This is a genomic window from Gramella sp. KN1008 (assembly GCF_004332155.1).
In the GTDB taxonomy this organism is placed as follows: Bacteria; Bacteroidota; Bacteroidia; order Flavobacteriales; family Flavobacteriaceae; genus Christiangramia.
In genome coordinates, this window is sequence record NZ_SJDV01000008.1 from 17,655 (window position 1) to 33,667 (window position 16,013).

The window sequence follows — 16,013 nt, forward strand, 5'->3', positions numbered from 1 at the left end:
ATAACCAAATGATGATTTTATTGCTAAACGAAGATATTAAATTTTAAATACCAATCTTTACCACTGCTCCGGTGAATTAAAAATTTCCTTATGAACAACATTTTATATTTTTGAAAACACTTTGCTATTTTGAACCAGCCGTACTAATGAATAAAAAGATATTATTACAAAACTATACCCGACTCAATAACTCTTTCACTAAGACTTTGACCTTTCATATTGGAGCTGATGCGGGTTTCTTTTCAGAATTCAACAATATGATCTTTGCGATTCTTTATTGTTTGGAAAACAAAATCAGGTTCAGACTATATTCCAAAAAAGCTAATTTTTCAGTTGAACATGGATGGCGTGACTTTTTTGAACCTTTCTGCGAAGAAAAGACTTCTTTTCTTCATTATCGATATAATAGGCGAGCATACCAGATTCAGAATCAAAGAAAGCTGCCTCCTAAAATTCTAAAAGTTATAAGTGGGGATACTTATCTAACCCAGGATATCTGGAATTCCATAAGGAACAAGGATTTCGCTCAAAAAAAATTTAATATCCCAGAATTTGAAATAGAAGAAGCTAACCTGTTAGACGCTTCTAAGGTGATTATTAAAATGATTTGGCGCTATAATCAAGAAAGCAAGGAATTTGTTGATCAATATAAGAACAGTATTTTCTTGCCAGAAGATTATTTAAGTATGCACATAAGAGCTGGAGACAAATCAAATGAAACGGATATTTTCCATATTCATAATTATATTAAAATTGCTTCTAAAATAACCAATATCCGGGAAGCATTCATTTTAACCGATGATTATAGGATAATCGAAAATTTGGAAAAAGATTATCCTGAATGGCGGTTCTATTCACTATGTGAGAAAAACGAGAAAGGTTATATTCATTCAGATTTCAAAATGCTGGATTGTTCCAGAAAACGTCTTCTCCAATTAAAATTGTTTGCCAGTATTGATATTTGTGCACAATCCTCACATTTTATAGGTACTTTTAGTTCAAATCCTGGAATGTACATGGGAATGCGAATAGGAGAAGAAAAATGTACAGGGATTGACCATGACAGCTGGGTGCTATGGTAAATTGAATACCGGTCAGTAATATCTATAGTTGAAAATTTTTAAATAACTGTTCATGAAGAAGATCCGTATATGGTTTTCAGATTTCTATCCGGGTTTTAATCCCAAGGAGAATCCATTTATTAAGCTCTTATCCAAGAAGTTTGAAATCTTATTCGATGATCAAAATCCTGATTTCTTAATTTATTCATGTTATGGGCTTGATTTTCTTAAATATGATTGCGTTCGTATTTTTTATACAGGGGAAAATCTAAGGCCTGATTTCAATTTATGCGACTATGCCATTGGCTTCGACTACCTGGATTTTGGAGACCGGTATCTTAGATTTCCCAATTTTGCTCTTTTTGAGGGACAATTCAATAAATTGATCGATAATGATAGACATGTTCCGGAAAAGAAATACTTCTGTAATTTTATTTACTCTAATAGTGAAGCCAACCCTATAAGAGATCGTTTTTATTTTATGCTGAATGAATACAAACCCATTACCTCCCCAGGCAAGCATCTCAATAATTCCAATATCGATATAGGCAAAAGAAACGATCCCACTTGGATGTTCTCCAAACTGGACTTTCAATCACGATGCAAGTTTACCATAGCATTTGAGAACTCTTCTTCTCCAGGATATACGACCGAAAAACTAATGCACGCCTTTTTAGCGAACAGTATACCAATATATTGGGGAGATCCATTAGTAGAAAAAGATTTTAATTCCAGGGCTTTTATAAACTGCCATCATTATAACTCCCTGGAAGAGGTTGTACAAAGGATAATAGAGTTGGATAAGAGTAATGAAAAATATAGTGCGATGATGAATGAAAAGCCATTTGCACAGGATCAAATTCCTGAAAATCTTTCCAAACAAAAAGTCATTGAGTTTTTAGAAATGATTTTTAATCAAAATCCCAGGGAAGCAATAAGAAGGCCTAAGTATGGGACAACTCTGAATTATGAAAACCAACTAAAAACCTTACTTAAAAACAATAAGAAGAGAATAAAACTTAATCCCCGAAACTGGTTTTAACCCTATCCATATTGTTTCTTATAATAGTCACGATATGCCCCACTTGTAATATTCGATAACCATTTCCGGTTATTCAGGTACCAGTCGATAGTTTTGCTAAGCCCTTCCTCAAAAGTAACCGAAGGTCGCCATCCTAGTTCTCTTTCTATCTTAGAAGCATCTATGGCATAGCGTTTATCATGACCTGGCCTATCCTTGACAAAGTTTATGAGCTTTTCCGAGGATCCCAGTTCTCTTTGAAGTTTTTTATCCATCAATTCACATAGCAACTTAACCAGTTCTATATTTTTCCATTCATTAAAACCTCCTACATTATAGGTTTCACCGGAGGTTCCTTTATGAAAAATAAGATCTATGGCTCGTGCGTGATCAATAACATATAACCAGTCCCTGGTATAGTTCCCGTCCCCATATACAGGAAGCAGATCTTCTTCAATTATATTATTAATGAAAAGTGGGATCAACTTTTCTGGAAACTGATTTGGTCCATAGTTATTAGAGCAATTGGAAATAACATAAGGAAGACCATAGGTTTCACCATAAGCCCTCACAAAATGATCTGAACCTGCTTTGGATGCAGAATAAGGCGAGTTGGGAGAATAGGCAGTTTCTTCAGTAAATAGTCCCTTTTCCCCCAGAGTACCATAAACTTCGTCTGTGCTGATATGATAAAATCTCTTATTTGCCCTGTCCTCCTTCCATTGATCCCTTGCTGCGTTCAGCAGATTTAAGGTCCCTATAATATTGGTTTTTACAAACGCCAAAGGATCGGCTATTGAACGGTCCACATGTGATTCAGCCGCCAAATGTATTACACCATCAAATCTATGATCTTCGAAAAGTTTTTTGATAAAACTTTCGTGAGTAATATCACCGCGTAAAAACTCATAATTTGGACTGTCTTCAATATCCCTTAAATTTTCAAGGTTACCCGCATAGGTTAAAGCATCCAGATTAAAAATTTTATAGGTTGGATAATTTTTTACAAAATACCGAACTACATGAGAACCAATAAAGCCAGCACCGCCGGTTATAAGTATATTCATTCTTCTTGCTTTGAGCACAGGGATTAAATAATATTAGTAAAGAATCTAGACTTTAATATTTTTCTTTATCGCGAATATAGAGATATAATTCTTTATTCTTAAATTCAAAAAACGTGAACGGTAATATCAATATTACTTGGAAAAATATATAACTCCCTTTTTTTTAATTTTAGCATATCCACTTTCTTTAAAGAATTGATCTATTTGTAATGTAGAATTTTGAATCCTATCGGGATAATTTTCAATAAAAAATATGGCAGCCTTATCAAAACCCTCAATTTTTTGCTGGAGAAAATCGGAATTTAATAAAGAGTCACTTGTTTGAAAGAATGATGTGGAATCCAAAGCTGATCCTGGATACAGATAGGATAAGATTTGACTTTTATTTCCATAAAAATAAACCTGAATCCCGTCATTCTTTAGGTGATCAACCTCTTTATCTACCTTATCTAAAAACAGCTTTCTTGACTGTGTAGTACTGATTGGGTGCAGTAACTCATGGGCAGGTGTTTTCCCTAATTGATATAATCTACCATCCTCATAGACCGCATTTATTTTTTCAATAAAGGAGAATGGCACGATGATCAACAATAGCGTAATAATTATCTTTCTTGAATTTACCCCCCCATTTACCAGGATAACGGGAAATAGAACAAATAAAAAAGATGATTTCAACAAGCCTGTATTTGACCCGAACGGATTCACAAAAAGAAAAAGCATAAAGGTAACCAACATTATTCTGTAACGATTACCAGCCTTCAGATCAAAAAACTGAAAAACACTATACACTAACCCCAAGGATGTAAGAAACAGGGAATAAGATCTGGAATATTTGGTATGAATTATAAAAGCACTTAGAAAAAGAATCAGGAAGATAATTACAAGCATAGGAACATACTTGTTTTTTCCCTTTCTTTTAATTAAAAGATAACAAAGAAAAATTACCGTAAAGTAGAATAACAGAGTAAGACCATCCATAAAATAATTCAATATGAGCAGTCTTATATTATGGTATTTACCATTCGTTATAAAGCTCTCTCCAAAATTCGGCTCAGAAGAAAACATTAGAAGATATCCCCCTGCGATAAAACCTAATGATAGAATGAAGAATATCAATGATCTTTTTACATAAATCTTAAAGCCTCTCCCCATTAAGAGCTTATCAATTAGAAGTATTATCGGTATTAATATTACTAAAATAATATTCGGAAGTCTTATAAATACAGCTATGGCACAGAGAAGGGCCAGAAGACCAAGCTTCACGGGAGTCATCTCTCTCATAAAGGTGATGAACGAGGTGAAAATAATACTGGTTATAAAAAGTGTGAAAGTATCAAAACCTAAAACATTAGCATTTAGAGGTGTAATTATCACCAGTACAATCGATAATAAAAAAAGTGACTCTCTCCAACTTGCCATGTGTTTCAGGGAAAGAACAGGAATTAAAGCTGATGAATAAATAAGAAGAGCATTAAAAAATCGTATCACCAACAAATTCTTCCCAAAAAATTCTATCCACTGTTTAATTAATACTGAGCTTAAAAAAAATTTATGCTGGGACCAGTCATTAGAATTAAGAATAGCCTGATTAAGATGATAAAAGCCATCTGTAAAATCCAGGCCAAAAAAAATAACGGAAAAGAAATAAGCGGTTGCTAATAGAAAGATCAGAAAAACGAGGAATCTGCTCTTAATTAAATTCAGGTTAGAAAATCTCTCTATATCTCCCAAATTAAAAGTATTATCAATCTTTCGTTCAAAACCTCGTCGATTCCAAATGTACCAGACTGGTGGTGATAATTTCCTCTACAAATTTGTCAGGCTCCAATCCAGCCTCCAGCCTTTTATGAAGCAGGTCTACAGCCCTTTCCCCTACTTCCCGGGGATGCTGTTCTATATAGCTTAAAGAAGGTGTTAGGAATTCGGCAACTTCTTTACTTATATATCCTATTATTTTAAGATCCTGAGGTATTCTCACCTTCTCTTCATAGGCTATACGGGTTGCCATAATGGTACTTTCAAAATCAGTGCAAAGCAGGGCTTCTACCTGCTTTTCGGTGATCAGAGATTTTATTTTCCTTCTCAGATCTACAGGCTTTGAACTTTTGGCTAAATAATGCTCATGATCCTGCAGAGCCCTCTCATAACCTTTTATGCGCAACTTTCCGATACCCACATGGTGGATAGCAGAGGCAAGCCCTATTTTTTTCAAACCCCGGGATTTGAAATAATTCGTCGCATCATAAAAACTGTTCTCGTCATCCACTCCAACCTTATCTGCCGGAAGATCGATATTTATCCTGTCATAGACTACCACGGGAATATCATAATCTACCAGCGAAAACAAATGATCATACTCCTGCTTCTTCTGGGTTTCTTCCGACACAGCGATAAGAACCCCGTCTACAAAACCCGAGGTAAGCATATCACAGATCTGTTTTTCCCTTTCCAGGGATTCATTCGATATATAAGTGATCACCTGCTGATCGTACTTCTGTGCCTCAGCCTCCATCCCCGAAAGTACACGGGCGAAGAAACTGTTGGAAATATTCGGGATCACAACTCCAATAGTCCCGGTTCTGCTTTTTTTAAGATTCACCGCTACCGGATTGGGCCTGTAATTATGTAAACGGGCCAGCTCTTTTACACGTTCAGCCGTTTTAGGACTGATTTCCGGAGAATCGTTGAGGGCCTTTGAGACAGTAGAAACAGAAACATTAAGAAGTTTTGCAAGTTCCTTTAAGGTTATTTTACTTTTCATAGACCCGGAGCATAGTTAGTTTATAAAGTTCAAAAAAATACTCAAATACCACAACTAAAAGGCTAATTTTGAATTAAAGGAAGGTTATTCTTCCCCTTTTTTATTGAACTAATCAAATTAGAATGTTTGCAAAGATCGAAAAAACTTCCAATCCGCCTTCAAATAATGTAATGATATGGGATGGAAAATGCGGTTTCTGTAAATTCTGGAAAACAAGGTGGGAAGAAAAGACCAGAGGAAAGATCATTTTTAAGACCTACCAGGAGTATGCGGAAAACTTTCCGGATATCCCTCTGAAAGAATTTAAAAAAGCAAGTCGGTTAATTGAAACTGATGGATCTGTATACAGCGGACCCGACTCCGCCTACCGTAGCCTGTGGCATGCCGGCAACAAAAAGCGGCACAAGATGTATACAAAATACTCCTGGTTTCGATATTTAAGCGATCATACCTATAATCATATTGCAAAGAATCGTCATTTCTATTTTAAGATAACCAAACTACTATTTGGAAAAGATCCTATCCAACTCAGGCCTTTCTGGATTTTGTATCTAATTGTCATTATTCTAATTTTGGCAATCCTATGAAAATACCAAAATCATACTGGTTTTATATTATTGCCGCCATTGTCACCATCATTGGCCTTGTGACCGGCTGGTACTTATTTCTACTCGTGATTTTTCCTCTTAGTTTTTTCGGTTCCCGAAAAAAGAATGAGTAAGCCTGTCTACCTTTCCGTATTGCGAGTTAAACTTATCCTAAACATTCCGGAGTATTTGCTAAAATGGGGCTTTCACTGTAATTTAAATTTGAATTAAAATTCAAAAATAAAATGAAAGATTACGGTACATTGTCCCAGGCTATTAACAAATTAAAACTTGAGGAAGGCTACGAGCATGATTTTAATCTTCTCGATGAGGAGATCGAAATTAAATCTAAAAATGAAACCTTCGGAGTAGAAGAATTTGAAGTTGATAAAGTGCTTCGTTTTGAAGGGATGAGCAATCCTGACGACAACGCCATTCTTTATGCTATAACCACTTCCAACAATAGAAAAGGAGTACTTGTAGACGCTTATGGTGCTTACAGTGGTCAAATTTCGCAGGAAATGATAGACAAGCTGGATCTCAAGGACCACCGGGATTTAGACTAGCCTAAGTTAAACTTCTATTAAAATCTATTGAAAAAATTGGGCAGACTATCAAATCATGGTAATTTTATATTAAATCAAAAATTTCAATAAATAAAAACTATGAACTATTTAGGTTTAGATTCCAATAAAACAAAGAAAACCGTTCAAGAACTTAACGTACTCTTAGCTGATTATCACTTATACTATCAAAAATTAAGAAATTTCCACTGGAACATTATAGGTAAGAATTTCTTTGACCTTCATGAAAAATTCGAAGAACTTTATGAAGATGCGAAAGTAAAAGTAGACGAGATCGCAGAAAGAATACTTACGTTAAGATACCAGCCAACCAGTAATCTGAGCGAATATTTAGAAGCTTCTAACCTTAAGGAAGCAGCTTCTGATATCTCAGACAGTAAGATGATCGAACTTTTATTAAAAGATCATGGCCTCATTCTAAAACAAATGAGAAAAGTGGTAGAAAAAGCCAATGCTGCTGGTGATGAAGGGACTATAGACCTTATTGGTGCCTACATTGGCGAACTCGAAAAAACCAGCTGGATGCTGGATGCATGGAAAATGAAAACCAGCGATCACCTTAAACCAGTGAATAAATAGGTTTTTCCTAACTCGAAAGTATGGACGAATTTAACATCCAGGATTCAATACGAGGTATAGGAGATAAATTAGGCGGATGGCTGGATTCACTAATCCTTAATCTGCCTAATTTCCTTTTGGCCGTAATTGTCTTTATCTTTTTCATATTCATCGCCAAATATGTAGGCAGGATATTCGAAAGGATAACAAGAAGGCACATAAAACAGGATTCCATACGGCTAATGGTCGTTAAAGTCATTAAGGCTGTTGTAGTCCTGATTGGATTCTTTATAGCTCTTGGGCTCCTGAATCTGGATAAAGTCCTAACCTCTGTTCTTGCCGGTGCCGGGGTGGTAGGTCTGGCCATTGGTCTTGCCCTGCAGGGGACCTTAAACAATACCTTTTCCGGTCTTATTCTAAGTTTTCTGCCAGAGTTACAAATTGGGGATTGGGTGGAAACGAATGGTTATGCCGGGACTGTCACCGAGATCAATCTCCGGAATATTGTGGTTAAACAATCAGATAACAATTATGTGGTGATTCCGAACTCCAAGATCATTGAAGAACCTTTTAAAAATTTTTCAAGAACACCTCGCTCCAGAATATTTGTGAATTGCGGCGTGGGTTATGAATCTGATCTCGAAATGGTAAGAGACCTTACCCTTGAAGTAATAAAAGATCATTTTCCGCAAAGAGGAAATGAAGAGGTTGAATTCATGTATTCCGGTTTTGGAGATAGCTCCATTAATTTTGTGGTGCGTTTCTGGGCAGATGTTACAAAGAACAGGGATATCCTGATTGCTCAGAACAAAGCGATCATTGCAATCAAGAAAGCGTATGATGCGAAAGGAGTCAATATTCCATTCCCCATTAGAACCATCGACTTTAAGAATCCACTTTCCATCAATAAAAATGCGGATTAATAAATTAGTTTAAAAAAAAAACCGGCTATGTAAGCCGGTTTTTTTGTTTATAATTTTTTCGCTTCTAGAACTTGAGCCCTATTCCAAATTCAAACCTGGTGCCTTCACTACCGGCAAACATACTGAAGGTTCCCTGGATTGCCTCGGCACTATTTATCCAAAGTCCACCTCCATAACTGTCATGCCATACATCGCTATTCTCACCATCCAGCCATACCCTACCCAGGTCATAGCCGCCAAAAACGCCTAACTGGAAAGGAAGAAAACTCGTTTTTACGGTATCAAACGAATAACGCAGATCTGCTCCGGTACCAAAAGAACTTTTCCCTGAGTATCGTTCAAGCCGGTATCCTCGCAATCCACTTTCAGCTCCAAGCTGTGCTGCCTGATAGAACTCAAACTCCTGGCCTATATTAATATGGGCCTCTGCCCTGGTTTTAAGTACCAGTTTTCTGTTTCGTGTAAGAGCATTATAGAACCCCATATAAGGCTTAAAATAACCATATTGCCTATCTATATCGGCAGTATTCAACTTTGCCCCCAGATTCAGCTCAAATAGCATTCCCCTGGTAGGATTCAGCCGGTTATCGTAACTCTCATACCTATACATCGCATCAAGTCCTGCAAAATACTTTCTTTGAAAAAATTTAGGATCATCAGTAACATAATCTTCGGTGATAAAACGTCCTGCGTCATCCTGAACCTTGATTCCTTCAAAACTGGCCGTGAACCCAAAGAAACTACCAAAAGGTGTTTTATTCACCAGTGCAGCCTTCACGCCTATCTCGCTTAACCCTACACGATTATATTCAAGCCCCAGATCCTCATCATAATTCATTGTTTCATTCCCCAAACCAAAGAAGTTCTCAGAATACTGCGGATTCGTGAAATTAGCTCCTAACAACAGATTATATTTTCCTATAATACTCGCAAATTCTGCCGTATAATCCAGGGCAAATCCGTTAGTAGCAAAGTTGAATTGCCCAGAAAAAGAATGTTGAGAGGTAAATGGGTTACGCTTAAACTTATTGATAGATTTAACAAATTTGAGTCCTATATTAAAGCCTTCGTCAGGATTATAGCCAAGACCAGGGAGAATAGTACCGGAAGAAAAGGTTTTCTTATCCTTATCATATGTGTTGATCTCATAATTATCGGTAAACCTCAATTTCGCATTTCCGGCTTTTTCTACGGTATTTGGCAGTGACTTATGATCATAAATCTTTATGTTCTTACCATTTTCAACTGTGTAAATATCATGGTTCTGTCCGCCAATTATACGGACAAATATATTCGCAGGTCCGTTTCCTTTCACGAATATTTTATCATCATCGTCTAAACCATAAACCCAGATTTCCTCGGTCTCATCAGCTTTGTAAACCTTATCACTAAGATCTTCGGCCCTTTCCCCATCTTTATTCCTGGTTACCGTTACCCGTGTGTTACCATCTTCGAGTCTTTCCACATCAATAAAATCATCCTTATCGGTTCCAGTGACAATAGCCAGATTTGCAAGGTGATCATAGTATCGCATGGCGATATCAACGATATTATCTCTTCTTCCTTTTACATTCTTTATAAGATCTTCAGTGGCTTCACCCATTGTTTCCTCTGGCAGGTTGGCAAAAGCTTCTTCGATGACCTCATCGGTGATATTATTTTGAATGAATTCAGCCTGTTCCTGCCATGTATCCTTTCCGGTATTTTGTAAAAGCGATCTATCCAGACCGAGTGCTGCAATATTAAACCACTCAACATCTATTATATCGTCACCATACACAGCAAACTGATTGGCAAACCCGGTAAGAGCTCTTAAAGTACCAAAGAAGGCACCATCGAAATTTGAAAATACCTGGTCACGATCTCGTGGGATGGGCCTGAAGTAATGATTCCCCTCGTCATCCTCTATTTCAGCCCAGCGCCACTGATTCTGATGTCTGTCCCAGTCTCCAATCAGCATATCAAAAACCCTGGCTCTCACATAAGATTCCTCGTCCAGTATATATTTTTCATCCCGACGCAATCTTTCCAGCATACCGTCAGTACCCACAATATCATGATCGGGGCTTCCAAAATATTCGTAGCCCAGCCATATTTCTTCCGGCCGTTCCACTATCATATAGATATCATCACCATGCACCGAGTTATATTTACCTAAAGCTTCCTGCTTTGGCATATAGAAGATTTTTGGATTGGTATGGTAGACATTAGCGGCCTGACTAAGTTTTGGGATCGCAAGGAATCCATATGGATGTGCAGCCGTATAAAAATCTGCCATCAGATCCTCTGCCACTGTATTCTCCAACTTATCCTCTACCGGCTGGTTCTTGAATGCAACATTCTGAAGGAATCTCAATGCGTCTTTTCTTACTCTTCTGATATTATAAACTCTGCCCAGACTATCTTCTACCCTTAAAGAAACTGTTTGATGTCCTCCTGCTTCTCGTACAACCTTAAGTCCTCCATAAAGCGTATCCAGGTCGGCAACCGGTAGGGTTACATCAGTACCATAGAGCTCGCGGTACCTTTTTCCCCATACCGTGTTATAAACGGGGCTTTTATCAGTATCCTCTTCCTTATAAATTGAAGTGGTCATTGTCTGTGGAAAACTATCCGGATAATCTTTAAACTCAAAAGGCACAGGAGTATCAAATACCTGTTTTTGATAAAGTAGCTTGGGTTTATTATCCTGATTCCCATAAAAACTGATCCAGGAAGATCCATCCTTGAAAATATCCAGAACAGCGAATCCCTGTCCGTTATAGGCGAAATAACCATCATTACTAAGGGTAGCATATGATGCTTTTGAACCCGACCCAGATACCACCTGTCTTACACTGTCGTGTTCAATATATTGAAGGGAATGCTCATGGCCAGAAACAAAAATCATTCTTTCAGAACTTCGCGCTATGGTAGACAACCTGTCTGCCAGCGATTTATACCTGTTATTCTGCGCATCCTGAATTGAAACACCACCGGTAGTTCTTATTAATGTTGCCAGGGAACCCAGGATTGGAAGTGGAATCTTTTTCTGAGACGGATAGATATGCCTGTCAAACGTATACTGTCCTCCATGTACCCCATTGGTATATACAGGATGGTGCAGAGCCAGAACTATTGTCTTGTTCTGATGATCTTCAATTTCAGATTCCAGCTCCAGGAACATCGCTTCCCTGGTCTTGATCTGGTCGCAGTTATCATTTATACGCGGATTGCGGTCCCAGTCTTCCAGATACCATTGTGAATCAATAACGATAAGCTGAATATTCTCGGTGATCTCTATAGACTCCATTCCGCAGCCAATTTTCGGACTCCAGATAAGTATATCTTCAAATTTTTCGGCGAGATAATTCTTTTGCCTTTCCAGGCCTTCCAGTTTTTCATTATACCAGTCGTGGTTACCGGGTATCACAACTACCCTTCCTTTATAATTCTCAATGGCATCCAACTGGGCATCTAAACGGTACTCTGCAGCCTCCCGCTCCGGTGAATCTTTCGGCGGCATTCCGTCAGGGTAAATATTATCTCCAAGGAAAACCGTATAATTATCAGTCTTATTAACCGAATCCAAAAATGTCTTAAAAGCTATAAGCCCGAGAGAAGTACCTCCGGGTGGAGAATAGCCTCCGTCCCCAAGCAGATAAAAGGATTTTTCAATCTCCTTGGTTTCCGGATAATTGAAATCTGATTGAGGCTCTCCATCCCTGTATTTTGGTTCAACTGTAGCACAAGCAAAAATGAGGAATAATGCTAGGAAATACGCTAAAAGTTTAACTTTTCTCATAGAAAATATTGGTCAATTTTTTTTGTAATTTGGTCAATGTATTTAAGAACTTCATGTATGAACAATCTCGTTGAGAAAGCCGATAAATTTGTTGAAGAATTATTTAAAGAAAAGCTGCCAAACACCTTTATTTATCATAACTACCAGCATACACAGCGTGTGGTTAAAAGTACTAAAGAATTAATCGATAATTCTGAAATTAATGTTAAAGACAAGGAAGCACTGTTACTGGCTGCTTGGCTGCACGATACAGGATATATTCATACTTATAAGGGCCATGAAGAAAAGAGCGCAGAAATCGCAGAATCTTTCTTAAAAGACAATAACGCTACGGAAGAGCTCATAGAGAAAGTGAAGAAATACATCATGGCCACTAAATTCTCTAATGTGCCGGAAACTTTCTGCGAAAAGATCATTAGGGATGCCGATTCTTCACACTTTGGTAAGGATTATTTTGAGGAGACCAGTGAGTTCTTACGTCAGGAACTGGAACTTCATAATATAAAGAACTTTACGAATGCCGAATGGCTGGAAGAGAATATTCTTGTTTTCACCGAAAAACATGAATATTATACAGATTATGCCATTAAAGAGTGGAAGCCCAAGAAAGAAGAGAATCTTCTGGAACTCATAGAAAGTAAGAACAAACAGGAAAAAAAGCTTAAAAAGGAAGAACATAAGGCCCGAATGAAGGCCAAATACAAGAATGAAAATCCTGAACGAAGTATACAAACCCTTTACCGTACAACCTTAAGAAACCATATCAAATTAAGTGATATTGCCGATACCAAAGCTAACATCCTGCTGTCGGTAAACGCTATTATCATTTCCCTGGCCATAGCCGATATGATCCCCAAACTGGAGGCTGCCTCTAATAAACATTTACTCATCCCTACCCTTATTCTGATACTCTTCAGCGTAGCATCGATAATTCTTTCGATCATGTCTACCAGGCCGAATGTAACCAGCGGGGAGTTCACCAGGGAACAGGTTAAAAACAGGGAAGTGAATCTGCTGTTCTTCGGAAATTATCATAAGATGCCTTTTGATCAGTTCCGATGGGCAATGAACGAGTTAATCAAGGATAAAGACTATGTATATGAAATGCTTACATTGGATCTTCACCTGCTGGGAAAGGTCTTACATCGTAAGTATATGTTATTGAGACTTACTTACACCGTATTTATGAGCGGGATAGTAATATCGGTACTGGCCTATATAATATCTTTTTACCTAATGTAATTCTTCCATCAGGTCTTCATAAGTAATGGTTTCCTGGGAATGATCTTTGTCCCTTGAGTAAAGTATATTTACTCTTATTGCTTTAAGGCCTACCACTCCCTGAACATCTTCAAGTTCCAGTACTTCCACCTGGTCGCCAAAATAATCCTTGGCCTGCAGGTATTTAATATACTGAAGGTATTCCCTTTCATCACTGCTCTGTGAATAGACGATGGTCATTTTACCTTTCTGGGTAACCCGTTCTTCGGTTCCTTTTACATAAGCCTTATCGATCCTTTTTTTGATGATCTCATACCTCGCGTTATAAGTCCCGTCAACATCAAATTTTTTCTCATCCATCCTGTACCTTATAGACATAGTACTGTTATAGACCAGAATTAGGGAAGCCGCATCTAACTGAACAGGAGTATTCTCCTGCAGCTGATAGAACCTGTTCTCCATTTCGCACATGGTACTTAGCTGCCATAACCTTAGATTAAAAAGGTAGACCTTGTTAAAAGGTTTCTTGTTGGCCATGGACGCACCTATATAGATATTATGGTCTACCCCATCTGTCTTATATCTTTCGAAGTAATGCGGATAGATCTTTTGGGCCTGCACCTGTTTTTGATCTATATACCTGGACATCGTGCGGTTTATCTGCTGCACCGTTTCGTCATACTTCTTTCTGTGGTTATAGACGATACCTGTTTCCGGATTTAGTTTCTTTTTATATTCTTCTACCAGATCCTTTATTTCAGTTGATTGCTTTTTCAGGTGGCTCATCAGGGGATTTACCTCTTTGTGAAGCAAATTAAAAACCTTTTGTTCGCTGCTGGCATTCAGCTTCTCTGCAATATCTTCCTTGAAATCGGAAATGCGGTATTTCACCTGATCATAGATGGGAAGCTGTTCAATCTTATACGCCTTATCAATAATATTAAGAATGATATCCAGCTGATCCAGTAAATCCTTTTTTATAGCCTCATTTCGCGCTTCTGAAGACGCGACTATATCTATCTGCCCATATAAAGGGTAAACGTCCTTGAAGCTTATATCTTTAAAGGAAGCCAGGCCGTCTTTATCCAGGTCTTTGATGAATTTCTTCGCCTCTCTTTCAAACACCCATAAAACACTGGGGTGAATCGCGGTACATTCACTTTGAATCACCGCTTTTACCCTATTCTCGAAATCATTGCGGTTTCTCTCTACTGTAGTTACAATATAAGGAAGGATATCATCCAGCTTTATGGCATTTATACTATTCAATTCATTCTTCCTGTGTGATACCAGCTCAAGGATTCCAAGTAATTTTCCATTCTTGGCGACAGGAGCTAGTAGACAGCTTTTTATTTTATTCTTCTTAAGATTTCTTGCCAGAAGATTATCATTCTTTTTAATATACTCCTCTACATTAGCTATAATAAAATAACTGTTCTGGTCCATGAGTTTTTGAAAGCCCTGTTCGCAGATCCCGGTTTCACAGTCATTGACCAGTTCTTTATCCAGGATAAAGCTGTTGGCATCTTCATTTTCCATCCTTTCAAAAATCATATCCCGCTGATTGAACACGGTGAAGCCTACCTGAAGATCTGATATTTTATATATAGACCTAAAAATGTCCTGTAATTTCTTTAATTCTTCAGCTTCATTGATCTCTTCAAACAGTAGGGTGGTCTTAAGCTCAGAGATAGCATCATCTATAGTGACATCTGTGAGGTTAATAATGGTAAAACCTTTAAAAACATAGGTATGCGGAGGTATCTTTTCTTTCCACAGGTCAATATTTTCAAAATTTTGGATTAAAAGGTCCACATCTTCCTCAGTAAGCTCCGGGGCATTATCCTTCGGATAAATCTCCACAAAATCGGCATTCATGGCGATCCTGTAATGTTTCCGTATTCCATTATTATCAGGAATGTCATAGTAAAGAGGCCTGGAGATATCTATATTATATCCATATAATTGCTTTAGGATCTGAATACAGGCAAAAATATAGATGAGATCCTCATCTGTATTCCTCAGGGCAAGATGAAAATCATCTCCCGCATTCTTCAGTATCTGCTTAAAGCGTCGGGATTTATTAAAAATAATATTATGAAAGGGTACAGAAGCCGCCTTGATCTCATTATTGGTAAGAATGGTGGGAAACAGATCGTCCAGTAAGACTTTGATGGGCTCTCTAAACTTTTCGAGAAGCTCAAGGTCATCAAAGCCCTCAGAAAGCTGAGGGTAATCCGAAATATATTTCAGCATCTTCTGGGTATACTCCCTTGATATATCGCTTTCTATATGGTTCAGCTGTTCCTTATATTGCTCAATCACCTTATGAAAGCTGATCTTTATATCAAAAGGAAAGTCTTTTAACTGCTTCATCATACACCGATAATTTAAGGTAAAATTAAATTTTACCAAGGGCCATACCCCATCGGTCTCTTTAAATTAA

15 protein-coding genes are annotated in these 16,013 nt (G+C 37.6%); 10 read left to right on the plus strand and 5 right to left on the minus strand.

Translation table 11 applies throughout. The annotated features are described in order from the left end of the window. The first annotated feature begins 146 nt into the window (after positions 1 to 146). The gene (locus EZJ28_RS13385; protein WP_131398724.1) at positions 147 to 1,082 is read left to right on the plus strand and encodes a hypothetical protein; all 936 of its coding nucleotides are present in this window, start codon (positions 147 to 149) and stop codon (positions 1,080 to 1,082) included. Between the two features lie 52 nt (positions 1,083 to 1,134). Next, positions 1,135 to 2,103, plus strand: a complete 969-nt coding sequence (locus EZJ28_RS13390; protein ID WP_131398726.1) for a glycosyltransferase family 10 domain-containing protein — start codon at positions 1,135 to 1,137, stop codon at positions 2,101 to 2,103. Between the two features lie 2 nt (positions 2,104 to 2,105). Here the strand turns inward: EZJ28_RS13390 and rfbB are convergent, their stop codons facing one another. Both rfbB and EZJ28_RS13400 read right to left on the minus strand, forming a co-directional pair. After that, positions 2,106 to 3,149 (minus strand): dTDP-glucose 4,6-dehydratase, encoded by a 1,044-nt coding sequence (gene rfbB / locus EZJ28_RS13395; RefSeq protein WP_131398728.1) that lies wholly within the window; start codon positions 3,147 to 3,149, stop codon positions 2,106 to 2,108. 132 nt (positions 3,150 to 3,281) lie between these two features. Beyond that, the gene (locus tag EZJ28_RS13400) at positions 3,282 to 4,037 is read right to left on the minus strand and encodes a hypothetical protein (RefSeq protein ID WP_131398730.1); all 756 of its coding nucleotides are present in this window, start codon (positions 4,035 to 4,037) and stop codon (positions 3,282 to 3,284) included. A 103-nt stretch (positions 4,038 to 4,140) separates the two neighbouring features. On the opposite strand from EZJ28_RS13400, the gene EZJ28_RS16055 reads away from it, so the two are divergent. Both EZJ28_RS16055 and EZJ28_RS13405 read left to right on the plus strand, forming a co-directional pair. Next, positions 4,141 to 4,281: a hypothetical protein gene (locus tag EZJ28_RS16055; RefSeq protein ID WP_165499085.1), complete on the plus strand. Its 141-nt coding sequence runs from the start codon at positions 4,141 to 4,143 to the stop codon at positions 4,279 to 4,281. Between the two features lie 96 nt (positions 4,282 to 4,377). Next, positions 4,378 to 4,608 (plus strand): hypothetical protein, encoded by a 231-nt coding sequence (locus tag EZJ28_RS13405; RefSeq protein WP_131398732.1) that lies wholly within the window; start codon positions 4,378 to 4,380, stop codon positions 4,606 to 4,608. A 297-nt stretch (positions 4,609 to 4,905) separates the two neighbouring features. On the opposite strand, the gene EZJ28_RS13410 is transcribed toward EZJ28_RS13405, so the two are convergent. Further along, positions 4,906 to 5,910 (minus strand): LacI family DNA-binding transcriptional regulator, encoded by a 1,005-nt coding sequence (locus tag EZJ28_RS13410; RefSeq protein WP_131398734.1) that lies wholly within the window; start codon positions 5,908 to 5,910, stop codon positions 4,906 to 4,908. Positions 5,911 to 6,032: 122 nt separating this feature from the next. Between EZJ28_RS13410 and EZJ28_RS13415 the strand changes: the two genes are divergently transcribed. The 5 genes from EZJ28_RS13415 (at position 6,033) to EZJ28_RS13430 (ending at position 8,562) form a co-directional block, all read left to right on the plus strand. After that, on the plus strand, positions 6,033 to 6,497 hold the full coding sequence (locus EZJ28_RS13415) for a thiol-disulfide oxidoreductase DCC family protein (RefSeq protein WP_131398736.1): 465 nt from the start codon (positions 6,033 to 6,035) through the stop codon (positions 6,495 to 6,497). Continuing rightward, entirely contained in the window at positions 6,494 to 6,631 is a 138-nt protein-coding gene (locus tag EZJ28_RS16060) for a hypothetical protein (RefSeq protein ID WP_165499086.1), read from the plus strand. Before EZJ28_RS13415 ends, EZJ28_RS16060 begins: the two co-directional genes overlap by 4 nt. 111 nt (positions 6,632 to 6,742) lie before the next feature. Further along, positions 6,743 to 7,063 carry a phosphoribosylpyrophosphate synthetase gene (locus tag EZJ28_RS13420; protein ID WP_131398738.1) on the plus strand — a complete coding sequence of 107 codons (321 nt, stop codon included), beginning with the start codon at positions 6,743 to 6,745 and terminating at the stop codon, positions 7,061 to 7,063. Between the two features lie 99 nt (positions 7,064 to 7,162). Beyond that, complete coding sequence (locus tag EZJ28_RS13425) at positions 7,163 to 7,660, plus strand: Dps family protein (RefSeq protein ID WP_131398740.1); 498 nt, start codon at positions 7,163 to 7,165, stop codon at positions 7,658 to 7,660. A 20-nt stretch (positions 7,661 to 7,680) separates the two neighbouring features. Beyond that, complete coding sequence (locus EZJ28_RS13430; protein WP_131398742.1) at positions 7,681 to 8,562, plus strand: mechanosensitive ion channel family protein; 882 nt, start codon at positions 7,681 to 7,683, stop codon at positions 8,560 to 8,562. 64 nt (positions 8,563 to 8,626) lie between these two features. Here EZJ28_RS13430 and EZJ28_RS13435 read toward each other — a convergent pair whose 3' ends face one another. Continuing rightward, positions 8,627 to 12,346, minus strand: coding sequence for a metallophosphoesterase (locus tag EZJ28_RS13435; protein WP_131398744.1), 3,720 nt, complete (start codon positions 12,344 to 12,346; stop codon positions 8,627 to 8,629). 57 nt (positions 12,347 to 12,403) lie between these two features. On the opposite strand from EZJ28_RS13435, the gene EZJ28_RS13440 reads away from it, so the two are divergent. Further along, the gene (locus EZJ28_RS13440; RefSeq protein ID WP_131398746.1) at positions 12,404 to 13,588 is read left to right on the plus strand and encodes a Pycsar system effector family protein; all 1,185 of its coding nucleotides are present in this window, start codon (positions 12,404 to 12,406) and stop codon (positions 13,586 to 13,588) included. Here EZJ28_RS13440 and EZJ28_RS13445 read toward each other — a convergent pair. Continuing rightward, positions 13,580 to 15,946 (minus strand): GAF domain-containing protein, encoded by a 2,367-nt coding sequence (locus tag EZJ28_RS13445; protein WP_131398748.1) that lies wholly within the window; start codon positions 15,944 to 15,946, stop codon positions 13,580 to 13,582. The two genes, EZJ28_RS13440 and EZJ28_RS13445, sit on opposite strands and share 9 nt — an antisense overlap. Positions 15,947 to 16,013 lie beyond the last annotated feature (67 nt).

Bases quoted from the DNA above. Each gene is read 5' to 3' on its own strand.
- EZJ28_RS13385 (WP_131398724.1), top strand. From the start codon at position 147: ATGAATAAAAAGATATTATTACAAAACTATACCCGACTCAATAACTCT.
- EZJ28_RS13390 (WP_131398726.1), top strand. From the start codon at position 1,135: ATGAAGAAGATCCGTATATGGTTTTCAGATTTCTATCCGGGTTTTAAT.
- rfbB (WP_131398728.1), bottom strand. From the start codon at position 3,149: ATGAATATACTTATAACCGGCGGTGCTGGCTTTATTGGTTCTCATGTA.
- EZJ28_RS13400 (WP_131398730.1), bottom strand. From the start codon at position 4,037: ATGCTTGTAATTATCTTCCTGATTCTTTTTCTAAGTGCTTTTATAATT.
- EZJ28_RS16055 (WP_165499085.1), top strand. From the start codon at position 4,141: ATGAGCAGTCTTATATTATGGTATTTACCATTCGTTATAAAGCTCTCT.
- EZJ28_RS13405 (WP_131398732.1), top strand. From the start codon at position 4,378: ATGGCACAGAGAAGGGCCAGAAGACCAAGCTTCACGGGAGTCATCTCT.
- EZJ28_RS13410 (WP_131398734.1), bottom strand. From the start codon at position 5,910: ATGAAAAGTAAAATAACCTTAAAGGAACTTGCAAAACTTCTTAATGTT.
- EZJ28_RS13415 (WP_131398736.1), top strand. From the start codon at position 6,033: ATGTTTGCAAAGATCGAAAAAACTTCCAATCCGCCTTCAAATAATGTA.
- EZJ28_RS16060 (WP_165499086.1), top strand. From the start codon at position 6,494: ATGAAAATACCAAAATCATACTGGTTTTATATTATTGCCGCCATTGTC.
- EZJ28_RS13420 (WP_131398738.1), top strand. From the start codon at position 6,743: ATGAAAGATTACGGTACATTGTCCCAGGCTATTAACAAATTAAAACTT.
- EZJ28_RS13425 (WP_131398740.1), top strand. From the start codon at position 7,163: ATGAACTATTTAGGTTTAGATTCCAATAAAACAAAGAAAACCGTTCAA.
- EZJ28_RS13430 (WP_131398742.1), top strand. From the start codon at position 7,681: ATGGACGAATTTAACATCCAGGATTCAATACGAGGTATAGGAGATAAA.
- EZJ28_RS13435 (WP_131398744.1), bottom strand. From the start codon at position 12,346: ATGAGAAAAGTTAAACTTTTAGCGTATTTCCTAGCATTATTCCTCATT.
- EZJ28_RS13440 (WP_131398746.1), top strand. From the start codon at position 12,404: ATGAACAATCTCGTTGAGAAAGCCGATAAATTTGTTGAAGAATTATTT.
- EZJ28_RS13445 (WP_131398748.1), bottom strand. From the start codon at position 15,946: ATGATGAAGCAGTTAAAAGACTTTCCTTTTGATATAAAGATCAGCTTT.